The organism is Maribacter sp. Asnod2-G09, from assembly GCF_045063795.1.
GTDB lineage: Bacteria > Bacteroidota > Bacteroidia > Flavobacteriales > Flavobacteriaceae > Maribacter.
In genome coordinates this window covers 446,949-464,241 of sequence record NZ_JBEFOA010000005.1, presented here as the reverse complement: position 1 = coordinate 464,241, position 17,293 = coordinate 446,949, and the positions used below count along the sequence as shown (strand labels likewise).

Below are 17,293 nucleotides of genomic sequence, written 5' to 3'. Positions count from 1 at the left end.
TTATGAGCGAGAAGAAAATAGTAGAAGAGCGGTCTCTAATTTTAAATAGACGATCTTTTTTAGGAAAGGCAGCAATGGGTGTTGGTGGAATAGGATTAGCATCTTTATTAGGCACCAACTTATTTAGAAAAGGTGAAAACGGATTGTATACTGCCGATAGCGGACCAGCTGGAGTAAAAGGAGTATTAGATTCATTGCATCATCCATCGAAAATAAAAAGAGTTATTTATCTTTTTCAAAGTGGTGGACCATCACAATTAGAATTGTTCGATTATAAACCGTTATTGAATCAGCGTAGAGGTGAAGATTTACCGGAGTCTATTCGAAACGGGCAACGTTTAACGGGTATGACTTCTGGTCAAGATAAATTCCCGCTTGTAGGCTCTAATTTTGAGTTTCAAAGGCATGGTAAAAACGGAACTTATATAAGTGACTTGTTGCCTTATACGGCTAAAATGGTTGATGATATTTGTATCGTGAAGTCCATGTATACCGAGGCGATAAATCATGATCCTGCAGTTACATTCTTTCAAACAGGTTCTCAACAACCGGGCAGACCTAGTATTGGTTCGTGGTTAAGTTATGGTCTTGGTAGTGAAAATGAAAACTTACCGGCATTTACAGTGCTACTATCAAGAGGTTCGGGTAGACCAAACGGACAGCCATTATATACCAGACTTTGGGGTAACGGATTTTTACATTCTCTTCACCAAGGTGTGCAGTTTAGAGCGGCTAAAGATCCTGTTCTATATTTAAATGACCCAAAGGGAACTACAGCAGATGTCAAAAGATCTATGCTCGATAAATTGGCTGAGCTGAACGATCAGCATTATCAAGAATCTAACGACCCAGAAATACAAAGTAGAATTGCCCAATACGAAATGGCATATAGAATGCAAACTTCTGTTCCTGATGTTATGAATACTGAAGGTGAACCAGATTATATCTATAAAATGTACGGGTCAGATGCTAAGATTCCGGGTACATTCGCAGCAAACTGTTTGTTGGCAAGACGTTTGGCAGAAAAAGATGTCCGCTTTATACAATTGTACCATATGGGTTGGGATCAGCATGATAATTTGCCCGGTGCTATTCAAAAACAAGCAAAAGATGTAGATCAAGCTTCTGCAGCTTTAATTGCCGATTTAAAACAACGTGGTATGCTAGAAGATACGCTAGTTGTTTGGGGCGGAGAGTTTGGTAGAACAAACTACTCTCAAGGTCTGCTAACAGATACTACTTATGGTAGGGATCACCACCCAAGATGCTTTACCATGTGGATGGCAGGTGGCGGTATTAAACCTGGTATTGTTTACGGCGAAACTGATGAATTTGGGTATAATATTACTGAAAACCCAGTACACGTACATGATTTTCAAGCGACTATGTTGCATCAATTAGGGATTGATCACGAGAAATTCACCTATAAATATCAAGGAAGACGCTTTAGGTTAACCGATGTAGAAGGCAAAGTAATCAAAGATATTTTATCTTAATGGAGAGAAGAACTTTTATAAAAAATACTGCTGCCGCGTCAGCGGGCTTATTGACTTGTTCCACTGTGGGTGCAAATTTATTAGCGTATAAAGATGCCATTATTGGGCATGGTAGTCATCAGTATAAGATTGATTTAAATTGGGGCGCATTGAATCCGAATTATTACCCGGTGAACGATTGTCATGAAATGGTGCAAGATTCTAAAGGGCGAATTTTACTATTAACCAACCACACTAAAAACAACATCATCGTTTATGACCGTTCGGGCAAGTTATTAGAAACTTGGGGTACCGATTACCCAGGTGCTCATGGGTTGACCTTGAATGTTGAAAATGGTGAAGATTTCCTTTATATATCAGATAATACGCGTCATGAAGTTATAAAAACAACTATAGATGGTAGGGTAATACAGGTTTTTACTTATCCGAAAGAATCAGGAAAATATACTTCTAAAGACGAATATATACCTACCGAAACTACCATTGCTGAAAACGGAGACGTGTATATCGCCGATGGTTATGGTGCACAATATATTATGCGTTATAATGCTAAAGGCGAGTTGCTACAGACTTTTGGTGGTAGGGGCGATGCAGATCACCTTTTTAATAATGCCCACGGTATTTGTATTGATACTAGAGGGGGTAAAAGTCCAGAGCTATTTATTACTGCCAGACAACAGAATAAGTTGAAACGCTTTACTATGGATGGTAAATTTATAGAAAGCATAGATTTACCCGGAGCGTTTATATGTAGACCTGTAATAAAGGGTGATAACGTGTATTTGGCAACCATTTGGTCTGGAGACGGATCTGATGGCACTGGTTTTATTTCCATTTTAGATAAAGACAATAAATTGATTTCTGCTCCAGGCGGATGCACTCCTGTTTATGAAAATAATATGTTGAAGCCAATGTATCAATCTATCAAAATATTTACCCATCCGCATGATGTGTGTGTAGACGATGATGATAATTTATATGTAGCGCAGTGGAATTCAGGAAAAACATATCCTATAAAATTGAATAGAATATGATGAAGCGAATTATTTTTTCTCTTGTAGTAATGTTGTTCTGCAAAGTTGGAATATCTCAAAATGCCGCAACAGAAATGTTTCAATTAGCTTCACCGAAGATGAAGGTTTCCGCTGTTTTTTTCGATTCGTTTACAACACTTGAATTTGTAAAGGACTTACCTAATTCAATTATAAAATATTCGTTGGATGGCAGCGAAGTAAATCAAGACTCTAAAGTTTATAATGAGCCATTAAAAATTGCAGAAAGCGCCGTAATAAGAGCAATTATGTATCACTCAGATTATTTGGAAAGTGACGAGGTGCAATTAGAAGTGGTAAAAATTGTAAAAGAACATGCGATTAAATCACTTGTTTTAAATCCGCAACCTAGTGAAAAATATTCCGGATTGGGAGCATCAGGGTTAATAGATTTAAAGAAAGGTAATGCGCAATTTGGCGTAGATAAACAATGGTTGGGGTATCAAACCGATAGTGTTTTGGCAACCTTGCAATTAGAAAAGAATAGCGAGGTTTCGAAGGTGGTGCTTAGCGCATTGACCAATCAGTCTAACTGGATATTCGCTCCCGGTAAAATTGAAGTTTTTTATGATGGAGAACTAATTGGAACCGAAACATATTCTAATAGTAAAATAGAAGCTTCAAATAGTGCTGCTTTTTTAACTGTACCAGTAGTAAAAGGTGCATATAAAACTCTTGATGTGGTCATTTATTCGCTTAGCGAGATACCAGAATGGCATCAAGGTAAAGGCACGACGCCATGGTTGTTTATAGACGAAATTATAATTCAATAGCATGATTCAATTAGGAATACAAATAGGACACCTACATCCACTTTTTGTTCATTTACCCATCGGTATTATAATGATGGCGTTTTTGCTTGAAGTATATAGTCGATTTTTAGCAAAAAAATCAATCAATGAAGTCATTGAGTTTACATTGCTAATTGCTGGGGCTACCGCAATATTGTCATTAGGCACAGGTTGGCTTTTAGGTGAAGAAAGCGGGTATGATGAAGATTCTCTTTTTCTACACCGGTGGATGGCAGTATCTTTTACGGTAACTACGATGTTACTCTATTTTGTAAAGCGTAGCAAGATTACCTGGGTCAGTAAATCTTATGTTCCTCTATTTCTTATTGTTTTGGGCTTAATAAGTTTAACAGGACATTTTGGAGGTAATATGACCCATGGCGAAGACTATTTGTTCGTAGAAGAAAAAGAAGAACTAGTCATTACAAACATACAAGAGGCTCAGGTATATGCACAGGTAATTCAACCGATTTTAGATAGTAAATGTGTAAGCTGCCATAATGCAAATAAAGCCAAAGGCGGATTGCTTATGAGTACCCCTAATGAAATTCTTAAAGGTGGTGATTCGGGTAGTCTTTTAGATACTATTTCTGGTCATGAACAAACATTGTTTTTAGAGCGAGTGCATCTTCCGCTAGAAAATGATGATCATATGCCGCCAAAAGGTAAGGTTCAATTAACAGCCAATGAGAAGGTTTTATTAGAATGGTGGTTAGAAAATAAAAATTGTTTTGAATGCAAGGTGAACGACCTGCCAAGAGAAGGAAAATTAGCCGCAATACTAACTTCTCTTGAGCAAGATACTTCTGCATTGGCAGTACTAGCCAAAGAGGCTGTTGAGATACCCATAGAATGGTTGCAGAATGTTAGAGCTGCTGGTATACCTGTGCAAACCCTTTCTGGAAAAAATCACCTGTTAGCAGTGAACATGGCAAGTATGGATGCTATTACTGAAGACAAGTTAGCGGTGTTAGAAGAATATGCCCCTAATATTGTAGAGATGGATTTCGGTTTTAGCAATTTCAATGATGAGCTAATGTCGCAATTAAAACCGTTTAAGAATTTACTAAAATTAAAGCTACAACATACAGGGGTTACTGATGCTATTGCCGATGATTTGGTTGATTTTGAATTACTAGAATCACTTAATCTTTATGGCACTGCCGTAACCGATAAGTTGGTGCTTGAACTTAAAGAGAACAAAAAACTTCAGAGTATTTATTTATGGAATACAGGTGTTTCTACAGATGGTTTAGCGCAACTTCAAACAAATAACCCTGGGTTGACCATACAGCAAATTGGGGCAGATGTCTTTGAAGCAACTATTTTAGACCCACCTACGATAATAAGTGATGTTAGTTTTTTTAGTGATAACCTCACTATTTCAATTGAAAGCCTTTTTGAGGGCACCGAAATATACTATACCATTGATGGCTCTACGCCAACAGAAGCTTCTTTGAAATATGATGCTGAAATTACTTTGCAAACCACTGCTAATGTAAAAGCAATTGCCGTGAAAAAGGAGTGGAAGCCAAGTGTGATAGCCGAGCGTACGTTCATTAAGAATAACATCGCTTACAATAATGTAGATTTATTGACCGTGCCAAATGAGAAGTATGCTGGTCAAAAAGGTAAGACTTTAATGGACCAGAAACGTGGGTCTATAAATTTTGTAGACGGCAATTGGTTAGGTTTCGAAGGCAAACACTTAAATGCAATTGTTGAGTTAAAAGAACAGAATGAAATATCTAAAGTATCTATTGGTGCTCTATCTGCACCCGCAAGTTGGATATTCTATCCCAAGGCATTTGTAGTTTCGGCTTCCAAAGACGGAGTTAATTTTAAAGAAATTGGAAGAAAAGAAATGGGTGAAGAAGACCCGAATGCAGAAGTTAAACTTACTTTTTTTGATTTAGATGTTACACCGACCGAAGCTAAATATGTGAAATTGCAAATACAAAGTCCGTTGAAGAACCCTGCTTGGCATACAGATCCAGGTGGAAAAAGTTGGATATTTATTGATGAAGTAGTGCTGAATTAATCATGTTTGTAAAAATGCTTTTATTATAAATTCGGATAGCTAAAAAAACTATATGACTTCTAAATTGAATTACTTACTGTTATTGTCTTGTTTTATTGGACAACATATTACAGGTCAAATGGTGGAAGCTACTGGAGATAACCAGCCGAATATTATATTAATTTTTACAGATGACCAAGGTTATAACGATGTTGGTGTTTTTGGAGCTGCCGATATAGAAACTCCGAATTTAGACCAAATGGCTAATGATGGAGCAAAACTTACTAATTTTTATGCTGCGCAAGCGGTATGTTCAGCTTCAAGAGCTGGTATACTGACCGGAACGTACCCAAATAGAATTGGAATTCATAATGCTTTTATGCCTGACAGTAAAGTAGGGTTGAACCCTGATGAGACCACACTAGCAGAGATGTTGAAGCAAAAAGGATATTCAACCGCTATATTTGGCAAATGGCATTTAGGTGATGCAAAAGAGTTTATGCCAAACAAACAAGGATTCGATGAATACTTCGGCATTCCTTATTCTAACGATATGTGGCCACTGCATCCGCAACAAGGTCCTATTTTCGATTTTGGTCCGTTGCCTCTTTACGAAAATGAAAAGGTGTTAGATACACTTACCGATCAAACGAACTTAACCACAGAAATTACCGAACGTAGCGTAGATTTTATTAATCGGAATAAAGAGAATCCGTTCTTTTTGTATGTGCCGCATCCTCAGCCTCATGTACCATTATTTGTGTCGGATAAATTTAAAGGGAAATCAAATAGAGGACTTTATGGTGATGTTATTATGGAGCTAGATTGGTCTGTTGGTCAGATTATAAAGGCTGTTGAAAAGAATGGATTAACGGAAAATACCATTGTTATTTTTACTTCGGATAATGGACCTTGGTTGGCATACGGAAATCACTCTGGTAGTGCTTTGCCTTTTAGAGAAGGTAAGGGTACCGGATGGGAAGGTGGACAAAGGGAGCCATTCATCATTAAATATCCAAAGGAAATAAAGCCAGGAACAACAATCGAAGCACCTGTGATGGCAATAGATATTCTACCGTCTATTGCTGAAATTACCCAAGCTTCATTGCCTAAAAAAGAGATTGACGGTAAAAGTGCTTGGTCTTTATTTACTGGTAAAACTGATGAGAGTCCGCAAGAAGCTTATTTCTTTTATTACAGGGTGAATGAATTGTTCGGGGTGCGATTTGGTAAGTGGAAGTTGTATTTCCCACATCGGTATAGAACTATGAAGGGGCAAACCCTCGGTAAAGATGGTTTACCTGGTAAGTACAAAATGATTGACCTAACCGAGATAGAATTATACAATTTGGAACTTGATGAAAGTGAAACAACCGATGTAGCTTCAGCTAACCCAAATGTTGTAAAAACCATTCAAAAGTTAGCAGATAATATGCGTGCTAAATTAGGCGACTCACTTTTAGATATGGAAGGATTCGATAGTCGCTCGCCAGGTCGCATAGACTAATTAGTTTTTCTGTACTTCAAAAAACTGCAGCGCATCATCATTGTTTCCTACTAAAAAGTACTCTTTTTGACCATTGTTAACCGATACTAGCTTTTTGGCATCTTTATCAGCAAAGAATCCTATTTCCGCACCTCGCTTGACGGTAAAAGAACCTTTTCCATCTCCGAGTAAAAGAATACCTGTTCCAGCATCGTTTCTCGGCGTTTCTATCTCTGATACGTATAAATTACCAACAGCAAGAACATCAAATGCTCCATCGCCATTAAAATCCTTTACAAGCATGTCGTTTAGGTTAGATAGCTGCGCCATATTCGGCAAATCTGTCATTTTGAATTGACCGTTACCTAAATTCTCGATGTAGACCGAAGCAAAGGTGTCGGCACTATAATGCAAGGAGTTCTTTAATTTTTCTTCTCCGTATACATCTTTCAACTCCATAGACGCAAAAGCATCGTACTTGACAATTTTTTTCTTTAAGTCTGGTACTTGTTCTGAAGAACAAGAGAAACCTCGTAGTGGATAATGTTTTTCTTTATTGTAATACCCCAGAACGATATCGCTGTTACCATTGGCGTCAAAATCATTATAGTACACGTCAAAAGGTTTGTCTGTGCTCGTTTTGTATTTGTAGTTCAAACCTAAATTACCTGCGATGTAATCCATATCACCATCATTATCAAAATCGCCTTGTTCAACACTAAACCACCAGCCCTTTGATGCATTGAAATTTTCAACATCTATTATAGTAAGTTTTCCATTATTATTTTCGAAAATGGTTATTGGCATCCATTCACCAACGACCATTAAATCTAGATCTTGGTCATTATCATAATCGCTCCAAATAGCATCTGTAATCATACCAATATTCAATAATTCTGGAGATAATTGCTCAGTATTATTTGATAGTTGACCGTTATCATTTATGAGCAACATACTAGAAGCGGGATTCGGGTATTGCTGTGGTGTATGTCTACCACCAACAAAAAGATCCATATCGCCATCACCATCATAGTCGGCAGCTTTTACAACAGATCCACTAATTCTACTTGCATTAAGTATGGCTCCTTTTTTGAACGTTCCATTACCTTCGTTTAAGTAGATTCTGTCAGTATAATGAAAATTATTTTTAGGGTATTCGTTACCGCCACTTACTACATATAAATCTTTGAATCCGTCGTTATTGATGTCAACAAACAGGGCATCAACATCTTCATAGCCTGCTTCTTTTTGCCAGAATGCAGTCTGACTTTCTTTAAAGCCGTCATCTTTTTGTTGAACGAATAAGATAGGAGCTTGATCTGCCGCACCACCAATATAAAAATCATCTAGTCCATCGTTATTAATATCACCTGCAGTTAATGCGGGTCCGAATTGTGAGAGTTTGTGAGGTAGTAATACTTGCTTCTCAAAATCATCAAATTTGTTTTCTTGATGTTGAAATTGAGCAGAGAAAGTCGTTGTTCTATCTGCAAAAAGGTATTTGTTTGATTCTTCAGGTTTGTGAGAGGTAGATTCCGAATCATTAGAAAAAATTTCTAAAAACTGATTGGCTTTTATATCCCTTTTAATTGTGGTATTTCCATTAGGCCATAGAATACTAAGACTATCAACTTTAGTCAAAGAATTTAAACCAAAATGAAGTGTAGATTCACTTGTGGAATAAATGCCACGTACGTTTGTAGATTCTAAAGTTTGAATACCTTGTTTAGTGTAAATGTTTACTCTAGCGCCAAAAGTTGGTTTGTTTGCTTCATCTTTCAGGACTATTCTTAAAAAATTTTTATCTGATTGCGTTTCTGAATTGTTACGATATAAGAAAGCCTCGTTGTTAATGTTATTGGTAACTAAGTCTAAATCGCCATCATTATCAAAATCAGCATAAGCAGAACCGTTAGAAAAAGACTCATCATCTAAGCCCCATTCATTTGAACTGTTTACAAATTCTAAGTCTCCTTTATTTTTATAAGCATAATTTTTTAATGGTTGAGAAGGAACCATATTAACCGCTTTTTCGAGATCAACGATATCCCAAATACTGTTTACATTTTGAGCGTTCGGATTCTTTTGAAGCCAATTTGCCCTGGTCGTATTTATGTAGCTCGCCACATTTTTATCGGCATCGGTATTTCTAATGTCTCTTAGTAAACCGTTAGTGACATAGGTGTCTTTTAGTCCGTCGTTGTCAAAGTCCGCTATAAGGTTAGACCAGCTCCAGTCTGTAGCTGCCATACCTGTAAATTGAGCTATGTTGCTAAATGTTTCATTGCCATTGTTTAGTTGTAGTGTGTTGTACATATATTGAAAACCGCCACCATCTTCAACTACTTTCCAAAAAGAGCCGATGTTCATTCCGCTCATGTTAGATTTTAGTCTAAAGTTGTCTTCAGAAACCATATCCAATACAAATATGTCTAAGTTTTGATCATTATTTATATCGGCAACATCTACACCCATACTATAATATGAGGTTTGTTTTAAGGCGCTTTTTTCAATGCTTGAAAATGTTCCGTCTTGGTTGTTCAGAAATAGAAAATCTGGAGCATAAAAATCATTTGCAACATAAAGGTCTGTCCACCCGTCATTATTTATATCACTTGCTGAAACTGCATTCGGGAAACCGGTTTTGTTTATTCCTGCCTGTTCCGAAACATCTTGAAAAGTAGCTCTATTATTTTTGTATAATTTTAAAGAATATTCAGGTATTAGAAGATTGTTGGCATCATGATATTTAGATAAACTACCTGGGTTTGGTGGTTGTGTCAATAGGAAAAGATCAAGAAGTCCGTCTTTATCATAATCTAAGAAAGTAGCGTGTCTTGTTCTTTCGGTATTTGCTATTAAAAATTCTTCAGCCTTTTCTTTAAAAGTACCATCACCATTATTTATGTATAATAGATTTCTGCGCCATTCGGGATTTTCGTCATATAATTCTCTACTTACATAAATATCTAAGTATCCGTCATTATTGATGTCTGCAACCGTTACGCCAGTAGACCATCCATCGAAATTTTTAATACCTGCTTTTTCGGTGACATCTTCAAAAGTTAAATCGCCTTTGTTGATGTATAATTTATCAGGAACCATATTTCCTGCAAAGAAAATATCTTCTAGTCCGTCATTATTAAAATCACCAACACCAACACCTGCACCACCGTAAAAATTGGCATAGGCGAATATATTTTTGTCCTTGTCGTCTTTAATAATATTGTTGAAATCAATACCAGTTACATCTGATTTAAGTAGTGTAAATAGTGTGCTGTTATTCTCAATCTTTTTAGGCGCTTGTTCGCAACATAAAAACAGTAAGGAGCAGAGGTATAATAAATGCCTAATTTTCATAATTACAAGATACTATTTTAAACAAAAAAAAGGAGAGTTTCCTCTCCTTTTCAAACTCAATAAAAATTAACTCAACGATTATGAGAGGTTTCACTCAAAAACCAAACTTAATTACTGTTACTGCACATCCCACCAAACTCGTGTAGTAAGAACATCAGGACCTTGTATAGCGATTGCTGCCGCATAATTATCCGGATTTGTGCTTTGCTCACTTTCAGAATACGTAAGTCTTCTAGGTATAGTACCGTTGGTAACATTACCAGGGTAATTTACAGGTGTAAGAACAGGGAAACCAGTTCTTCTCCAGTTAGAGAATGTTTCATATTCATTTAAAAAAGTAGCTGCCCAATATTGGGTGTTTATTTGTTCTAAGGCGTTAGTAGAATCGTAAGGATTAGCCGTTAGGTAATCTGCGATATCAACATCAGCGATAGTGCCATCAGCACCATAAAGCGATAAATGCTTCATCGCTGCAGTAACACCATTATTATAATGTGCTTCCGCATCACCTGCAAGACCCCATCTTACATTAGCCTCTGCTAACATGAATTCTACTTCAGCATATGTTTGAAAGATCATAGGTGCAATTTCAGACGTGATCAATAATCTATTTGGTTCTGAATATGCTTGAACATCCTCTTCACCAGTTAAATCATTTAGTAAATCTGAATCCAATCCATTCGGTAGACCAACTTGATTAGCTGGGTCAAGTCTTTCTGCCGGAGTTCTTAAAATTGCATTTCCATCAGCATCTTCTAGACCTGTGTTTTCTGGTAAAGAAGCTAATACCGTAAGTCTTGGGTCATTAGCGTCTTTCATGAAATTAATGAATGTATCACTCATTCTAGGGTTACCGTCTGCAGTAAAAACTTCACCTATACCATTTTTGTTATCAGCATCATGTTGAAGATAAAAGATGTCTTCATTTGAAGTCATAACACCACCTGCGATTGCTTTTGCCGCCCAAGCTTGAGAAGCTGTAGGATCAACTTTTATCAATCTAAGACCTAAGCGTAACATTAAAGAGTTTGCTAGTTTTTTCCATTTTGCTTGGTCACCGTTATAGATGACATCAGCAGCACCAAAATCAGATGTTCCTGTGCCTAAAGCAGCAGAAGCTTCTTCTAGTTGCTTTAATAAATCTGGATAGATTTCACTTTGTAAATCATACTTAGGAAGAAAAATGCCTTCTATAACCGCTTTTCCAGCTTCGCTATAAGGAACATCACCATAAAGATCTGTAATTCTTGAATATGTAAAAACACGTAAGATTTTTACAATAGCTTTCATCTCTTCGGGCGCTTCTTCCTCTTCTAGTTGTACCGTTAAATCTTCTATGGATTTAACAGCATTACCATAATATCTATCAAGTAATGAAGAAGCGTATCCTTTGTTCCAAGTATACTTGTCTCCACTCCAATAACCTGCAGTTGTAGCAACATGTTGCATCATGGTAGATTGATAGATCATTCCTGCTCTCCAGTTATCATATCTTTCACTAGAGATAAACTTCATTACCGCAGTTAGCTTGTTGCCAGCTGCAACTTGAGTAGGCTTAGTAGGATTGACATTTAATTCTTCAAAGCCATCGTCACATGCACCAACAGAAAGTAGTGCGAACAGTAGTATGTATATTGATTTTTTCATAGTTCTCTTTTAAAACTTTACATTGATAGTTAGACCGTAACTTCTAGCAGATGGAACCCCGAAATATTCTAAACCTTGCGAGTTTCCTGCAGTGTACGCACTTTCTGGGTCAATATTATCAACACTTCTTTTGATGTAAAATAAGTTTGATGCAATTAGTGATACGTTAACATTGGTTAAGAATACATTTTCTAATGCTTTCTCTGGTAATGAGTAACCAATGCTTAATTGTCTGAATTTAATATAGTCAGAATCTTCAACGAACTCTTCTGCGATATCGTTTATTTCACCATAGTATGTAGAAAGATTTTCTGGAGCTACTGTAGTAGTAAATGGCTGACCAGTTGCTTGATCAATACCTGATACTGTTAAGCCGTTCTCTCTGCCCTCTAAAGTATTCTTGTGTAAACCTGCACCATATAGAATAGTGTTGGTGCCAGAGAAAACCTGTCCGCCAAATTTACCATCGATCAAGAAGTTCAAATTAAAGTTCTTGTATCTGAACGAGTTTGTGAAACCAATAGTTAAAGGAGGTACACCTTCACCTAATATTTTACGTTCTCCTTCAACTGCTCTAGGTACTCCGTCTCCATCTATTTCATAAACTATAGTACCGTTGTCGTCACGTTCGTAAGATACCCCAACGATAGAACCGTAAGTTTCTCCAACAATATGTGTAATTCTTACATTCTGCGTTCTAGGTTCATCTAAATTAACATCAGAATTAACATCGTCTGTTGCTTCAACTAGACCTTCGTTATAAGCACCGTTTAGTGTTACATTCCAAGAAAAATTATCTGTTCTAATTGGTGAGCCACTAACTAAAAATTCAAAACCTTTATTAGAAATCTTACCTAAATTAGCGCTTGCCCCAGAAAAACCAGAGTATGATGAAGTTGCTACATCTACAATATCATTAGTCGTTTCATTGTTATAGTAAGCAACATCAAATGATAATCTGTTGTTGAAGAATCTCATATCTAAACCTATTTCAGTTTCACTTTTACTAAAGGCAACTAAATTAGCGTTTGGTACTGTACTACCTGTAATTCTTCCTAATGGTTGACCTGCAATTGGGTTTCCGAAAATTTCATAAGTTAAAGCTAAAGAGTAAGGGTTTTGTGCACCACCAGCAACTTCAGAATAACCACCTCTAAGTTTTAAGAAACTTACAAAAGAAGGTAGGTTTAAAGCGTCAGATAAAATTAAACTACCGTTAACAGAAGGGTAGAAATCATCGTTTGGAGTTGTCTTTCCAGGGAAAGATAAGGTTGAGAACCAGTCATTTCTTCCGGTAAACGTTACATATGCCCAACGATCGTATGATAGTTCTAGTGAACCATATACTGATCCAATCTTTCTTTCAGAGTATTCTCTACTACGAGACTGACTAACTGTATTGCCTATGTCTTCTAAACCAGGAACAATAAAATCATTACCACCTAAGAATAGGTTTTCAGATTTAACGTGGTTATTGTTGGCACCAACAAGAGCAGAGATAGCAAACTTATCTGTGATGTCTTTTTCAGCAGCTAAAATTAAATCTGCATCAACTTGATTGTATCTTCTTTCTTCTTCATTAATACCACCTAAAGGTTTGTATGCAGTACCAAATGGTTCTGCTGATGTTCTTCTAATAACATCATGATCAATACCAACTCTACCAGTTAAAGAAAGCCAGTCTAAAATGTCATAACGTAAAGACGTAGAAGCGATAATTCTATTTCGTACATCTTCATTATTAAAATTGTAAGCTGCGAAATATGGGTTGGTAGAAAATGTATTGGTACTGAACCCTCTTTCTGACCCATCAGGATTTGTTGCTGGTTGCAGAGTTGTTACATCTATATTTCCGGGTAATAAAGCAACAGAGAAGTTGGCGTTACCTGGAGAATCTGAAAGTCTAGGTCTATTTTTAACCTTTTCTATAATGTACTTTGCATTTACACTACTTGTAAGCTTATCAGCTAAAATAGCACTTGAATTTATAGAGAACGATTTTCTGTTTAATCCTGCATTTGGTAAAACGTCTTCATTCGTTAAGTCTGAAGCAGACAATCTATAGGTCATGTTTTCAGAAGCACTTGTTATTGCAACTGTATTAATGAACGTAGAACCTGTTCTATAGAATTTATCTACATTGTTTCCAGTATATGAGTATGGTCTAGAAACACCATCAAATTGTACAGAGTTTGCACCGTCATAAGCTTCACCCCAAGAAGAACTACCTGCGTCTAAAGCAGCAGTTTGTGTTGCTGGTCTTTCGCCTCTAATACCTTGACCGTATTCTTGTTGAAAATCTTGTAAATCGGTATTTACTCTATCAAAAGTTACAGAACTACTGAATTCAACTCCGAAACCTTCTTGTCCCTTACCAGATTTAGTAGTAACGATAATTACACCACCTGCTGCACGAGAGCCATAAAGTGCAGAAGCTGCACCACCCTTAAGTACTGAAATAGATTCGATGTCATCTGGATTCAAACTTGAAATACCATCACCACCATCTGATCCACCCCATAAACTGGCTGAACCATTATTTCCGTTACCAATAGGAATACCGTCTACAACATAAAGAGGTTGGTTGTTTCCAGAAAGTGAACTAGCACCTCTAATTACAACTCTACTAGAACCAGAAGCACCTGTTGCATTTTGAGAAATATTTACACCGGCTATTTTACCCTGTAAAGAGTTAATAGCATTCGGAGTTTTAATGGTTGCAATTTCTTCTGCATCTACCTCTGTTAAAGAATACCCTAATGCTTTGGTTTCTTTGCGAATACCTAAAGCAGTTACAACTACTTCATCTAATTCGCTAGCATCTTCGTCAATTGAAGTGTTTATGGTGGACCTACCATTAACACCTACTTCTTTAGTTTTATATCCTAAAGATGAGAATACTAATGTTGCATTTGCATCAACACTAATTACGTAATTACCATCAAAATCGGTGGATGTACCATTCGATGTGCCTTTTTCAACTACGTTAACACCCGGCAAAGGTGATCCTGTATCGTCTGTGACAATACCAGATACGTTTTTGTCTTGACCTGTTACTCCTTGAAAAACAAGCAGTAAAGTAATGGTCAAAAAACTTAAGAATTTTTTGTTCATAAATGTTCGAGTTAAGTTAGTTGTATATAATACGGTCTTAAGGTGCGCTATAATCTACCGAATGTTAAAAAATTTCGACTAATAACGATTGTGAAAAGCTTAACAACGTGTTAACAAAAAGTAAAATCTTATGAATGAAACAATAATCAAGGTTTTTGTGAAGCCTTTATTACCTGCCATTGTTCTTCAGTAATTGCAGGTCCATCAAAGAAAGATACTCCGTTTGCACCGTTGCTTTTTGCTTGATGTATAGCTTCTTTTAACTGATTAACAGTCATTTCTGGCACATAAATGCCAGTATGTAATTCTGTGTCTCTGCCTTCTAAATCTTCTACGCCTTGTTTGGTTGCATACCCGATCCAGTCTATTTCTTCATTATAGAATTTATTGTATATCATTGGTAAAACAGCATCAACCTTCCATTTATCCCATCTTTGACGTACCATATGGTCTGCCATTTCTGGATAAGGAAATACTGCTGCAGTCAATATTTTTCCGTTTTCGTGTGTAATTTTATAGGCTTCGTCTACAATAGCCTTTACCTTATTTAATCTGAAATTTTTCCATTCCATATCAATCGCTGGGTTTGTGAAGTCATTCGGATTTTTGTGCTGTTCTTTTTCGAACTCAGCCGTACATACATCGCAATAGCAAAAGTCATATTCTGGTAATTCAGTTTCTTGCTTTAAGTCATATTTAGGTAGCAACCCAATAGGTAAAAAGATGTCTGAGTATCTTATATAATCTAAATGAAAACTAGCTACACCTTCTACTTTTGCCAAGCCTTCTATTAAGCCAAGAATATGTTCGCGAGATTCTTTTCTGGTTGGGCAAAGCCACTTGTAATAACCTACATATGGTGGTTCGTCAAAGCAAGATTTGCCATCTCTACTTACCGCATACCATTCTGGGTGTTGTTCTGCGACTTTATCACCAGGGCGATTCATGGTAAACATCCACGCATGAACTTCTAAATTGTGTTTTTTGGCTATTGGTACTAGTCTAGCTAATAGTTCTGGATCTCCGTAGGTGTTAATTAAAATTGCATCTAATCCGTTATCGCCATACTTTTTAAATTCCTCGTCAAATGAGGCATCGGTTCTGGTTTTTTCAGCTGTAATCCACGTCCAAAATTTGAAAGGCTCCTTTTCCACTTCAGTGTTTTCGCTGGTGGTTGTAGTTGCTGTTTCTTTTTTTGTTTCACATGAAATATTCAGAGTGAAGATAAATAGGGCTAGAAAAGGTAAAAATTTAGTTGGTTTTATCATGGTGGGTTTCAAATTTTCCGTCGGTATGTATGATTAATTTGTTATTTGTGAAGGGACTTTTTACCCAAAGGTCAAAGCCGAAATTATTCTTTTCCAATTGAGCGATAACCGGTTTACCTTTTATTAATTTGGGTGCTGTTTGTAGTACTTCATTTTTGGTAGTCCATGCTTTTTCGTTTCCGCTTTTAATACCTCTGTAAAGCTCATACATGTACCACTTAATATGTTCGTCTTCAGGTATAATATAATCGGTGATATTTGAGTCTTTGTTAAAATAAACATAACCCCATCGTTCTGGTTCGTGCATATTTATGACTTCTTGTGGCGACCATACCCAGTTGTATTCTGGCAGAAATTTACCTGCACTGTCTTTTTTTCGAGAATACTTGCCATTTTGCAAATCGTAATCCCAATTCACTCTAGAAAAACTTATTCTCCAATACTCATTTTCTGGTACATGAGGTTTTCCGCCAGGTGCAGTGTTGAACGACCATGGTATTGCGATTTCTACAGACCAACCTTCATCGATATCAGAAGCATTGTTTAAGGTGCCGTTTACCTGTACTGCTGTTTGTATTCCTTTAAAGTCCCATCCATCAGTTATATGACCGTTGTTTCTGTAGGGTTTTGACAAATAAAGGTCCCAAATAGTATTTAAGGCGTTCATTTCAAATTCGTAGTAATTATGGGTGTCACCATCTGGGTCAATAAAGATTTCAAAATCATTATTGTAAAAGATTATAGTGCCCTTTTCTTTTAAAGTTCCCCACACATGTGGTTCCTTCAATTCAGCAAAAAAATAGATGTTCGTATCGTCCCAAAGCATTTTAAACTTTGTTTCATAAGTTGGTTTTTTAATACCTTCAATATCTATAAATGAGCTAGACCAAGATGTTTTTTGCCATGAAGACTCCTCCATTTTTCCATCTACCGTAATATTTTCTTCGGTATTCTGCGCTATGTAAGTACGCGGTGTTTTTTGAGCTGCCATTGAAATGGCACCTAGGTACAGTAAAAACAATAGTAGGGCAACTGCCTTTTTTGACTTCATTGATTTTT

10 protein-coding genes are annotated in these 17,293 nt (G+C 36.6%); 5 read left to right on the top strand and 5 right to left on the bottom strand.

The window, feature by feature from the left end:
• Positions 1-2 precede the first annotated feature (2 nt).
• The 5 genes from ACJJVT_RS14115 to ACJJVT_RS14095 are packed head-to-tail and all read left to right on the top strand — an operon-like array spanning position 3 to position 6,866.
• Entirely contained in the window at positions 3-1,496 is a 1,494-nt protein-coding gene (locus ACJJVT_RS14115) for a DUF1501 domain-containing protein (protein ID WP_405399545.1), read from the top strand.
• Positions 1,496-2,530 (top strand): 6-bladed beta-propeller, encoded by a 1,035-nt coding sequence (locus tag ACJJVT_RS14110; protein WP_405399544.1) that lies wholly within the window; start codon positions 1,496-1,498, stop codon positions 2,528-2,530. Before ACJJVT_RS14115 ends, ACJJVT_RS14110 begins: the two co-directional genes overlap by 1 nt.
• Positions 2,527-3,321 carry a chitobiase/beta-hexosaminidase C-terminal domain-containing protein gene (locus tag ACJJVT_RS14105; protein WP_405399542.1) on the top strand — a complete coding sequence of 265 codons (795 nt, stop codon included), beginning with the start codon at positions 2,527-2,529 and terminating at the stop codon, positions 3,319-3,321. Before ACJJVT_RS14110 ends, ACJJVT_RS14105 begins: the two co-directional genes overlap by 4 nt.
• A 1-nt stretch (position 3,322) precedes the next feature.
• A complete protein-coding gene (locus ACJJVT_RS14100; protein WP_405399540.1) occupies positions 3,323-5,380 on the top strand; it encodes a chitobiase/beta-hexosaminidase C-terminal domain-containing protein in 2,058 nt (685 codons plus the stop codon).
• Between the two features lie 52 nt (positions 5,381-5,432).
• Entirely contained in the window at positions 5,433-6,866 is a 1,434-nt protein-coding gene (locus ACJJVT_RS14095; RefSeq protein WP_405399538.1) for a sulfatase, read from the top strand.
• On the opposite strand, the gene ACJJVT_RS14090 is transcribed toward ACJJVT_RS14095, so the two are convergent.
• From ACJJVT_RS14090 to ACJJVT_RS14070, 5 genes are all read right to left on the bottom strand, one after another.
• On the bottom strand, positions 6,867-10,205 hold the full coding sequence (locus ACJJVT_RS14090; protein WP_405399536.1) for a VCBS repeat-containing protein: 3,339 nt from the start codon (positions 10,203-10,205) through the stop codon (positions 6,867-6,869).
• Between the two features lie 117 nt (positions 10,206-10,322).
• Positions 10,323-11,852, bottom strand: a complete 1,530-nt coding sequence (locus ACJJVT_RS14085) for a SusD/RagB family nutrient-binding outer membrane lipoprotein (RefSeq protein WP_405399535.1) — start codon at positions 11,850-11,852, stop codon at positions 10,323-10,325.
• A 9-nt stretch (positions 11,853-11,861) separates the two neighbouring features.
• Positions 11,862-14,966 (bottom strand): SusC/RagA family TonB-linked outer membrane protein, encoded by a 3,105-nt coding sequence (locus tag ACJJVT_RS14080; RefSeq protein ID WP_405399534.1) that lies wholly within the window; start codon positions 14,964-14,966, stop codon positions 11,862-11,864.
• Positions 14,967-15,112: 146 nt separating this feature from the next.
• A complete protein-coding gene (locus ACJJVT_RS14075) occupies positions 15,113-16,234 on the bottom strand; it encodes a family 10 glycosylhydrolase (RefSeq protein WP_405399532.1) in 1,122 nt (373 codons plus the stop codon).
• Complete coding sequence (locus ACJJVT_RS14070; protein ID WP_405399531.1) at positions 16,218-17,285, bottom strand: carbohydrate-binding family 9-like protein; 1,068 nt, start codon at positions 17,283-17,285, stop codon at positions 16,218-16,220. The genes ACJJVT_RS14075 and ACJJVT_RS14070 overlap by 17 nt, the downstream gene beginning before the upstream one ends.
• Positions 17,286-17,293 lie beyond the last annotated feature (8 nt).

What these genes read in the sequence shown, in the direction of transcription:
- ACJJVT_RS14115 (WP_405399545.1), top strand. Translation starts at nt 3, where the DNA reads ATGAGCGAGAAGAAAATAGTAGAAGAGCGGTCTCTAATTTTAAATAGA.
- ACJJVT_RS14110 (WP_405399544.1), top strand. Translation starts at nt 1,496, where the DNA reads ATGGAGAGAAGAACTTTTATAAAAAATACTGCTGCCGCGTCAGCGGGC.
- ACJJVT_RS14105 (WP_405399542.1), top strand. Translation starts at nt 2,527, where the DNA reads ATGATGAAGCGAATTATTTTTTCTCTTGTAGTAATGTTGTTCTGCAAA.
- ACJJVT_RS14100 (WP_405399540.1), top strand. Translation starts at nt 3,323, where the DNA reads ATGATTCAATTAGGAATACAAATAGGACACCTACATCCACTTTTTGTT.
- ACJJVT_RS14095 (WP_405399538.1), top strand. Translation starts at nt 5,433, where the DNA reads ATGACTTCTAAATTGAATTACTTACTGTTATTGTCTTGTTTTATTGGA.
- ACJJVT_RS14090 (WP_405399536.1), bottom strand. Translation starts at nt 10,205, where the DNA reads ATGAAAATTAGGCATTTATTATACCTCTGCTCCTTACTGTTTTTATGT.
- ACJJVT_RS14085 (WP_405399535.1), bottom strand. Translation starts at nt 11,852, where the DNA reads ATGAAAAAATCAATATACATACTACTGTTCGCACTACTTTCTGTTGGT.
- ACJJVT_RS14080 (WP_405399534.1), bottom strand. Translation starts at nt 14,966, where the DNA reads ATGAACAAAAAATTCTTAAGTTTTTTGACCATTACTTTACTGCTTGTT.
- ACJJVT_RS14075 (WP_405399532.1), bottom strand. Translation starts at nt 16,234, where the DNA reads ATGATAAAACCAACTAAATTTTTACCTTTTCTAGCCCTATTTATCTTC.
- ACJJVT_RS14070 (WP_405399531.1), bottom strand. Translation starts at nt 17,285, where the DNA reads ATGAAGTCAAAAAAGGCAGTTGCCCTACTATTGTTTTTACTGTACCTA.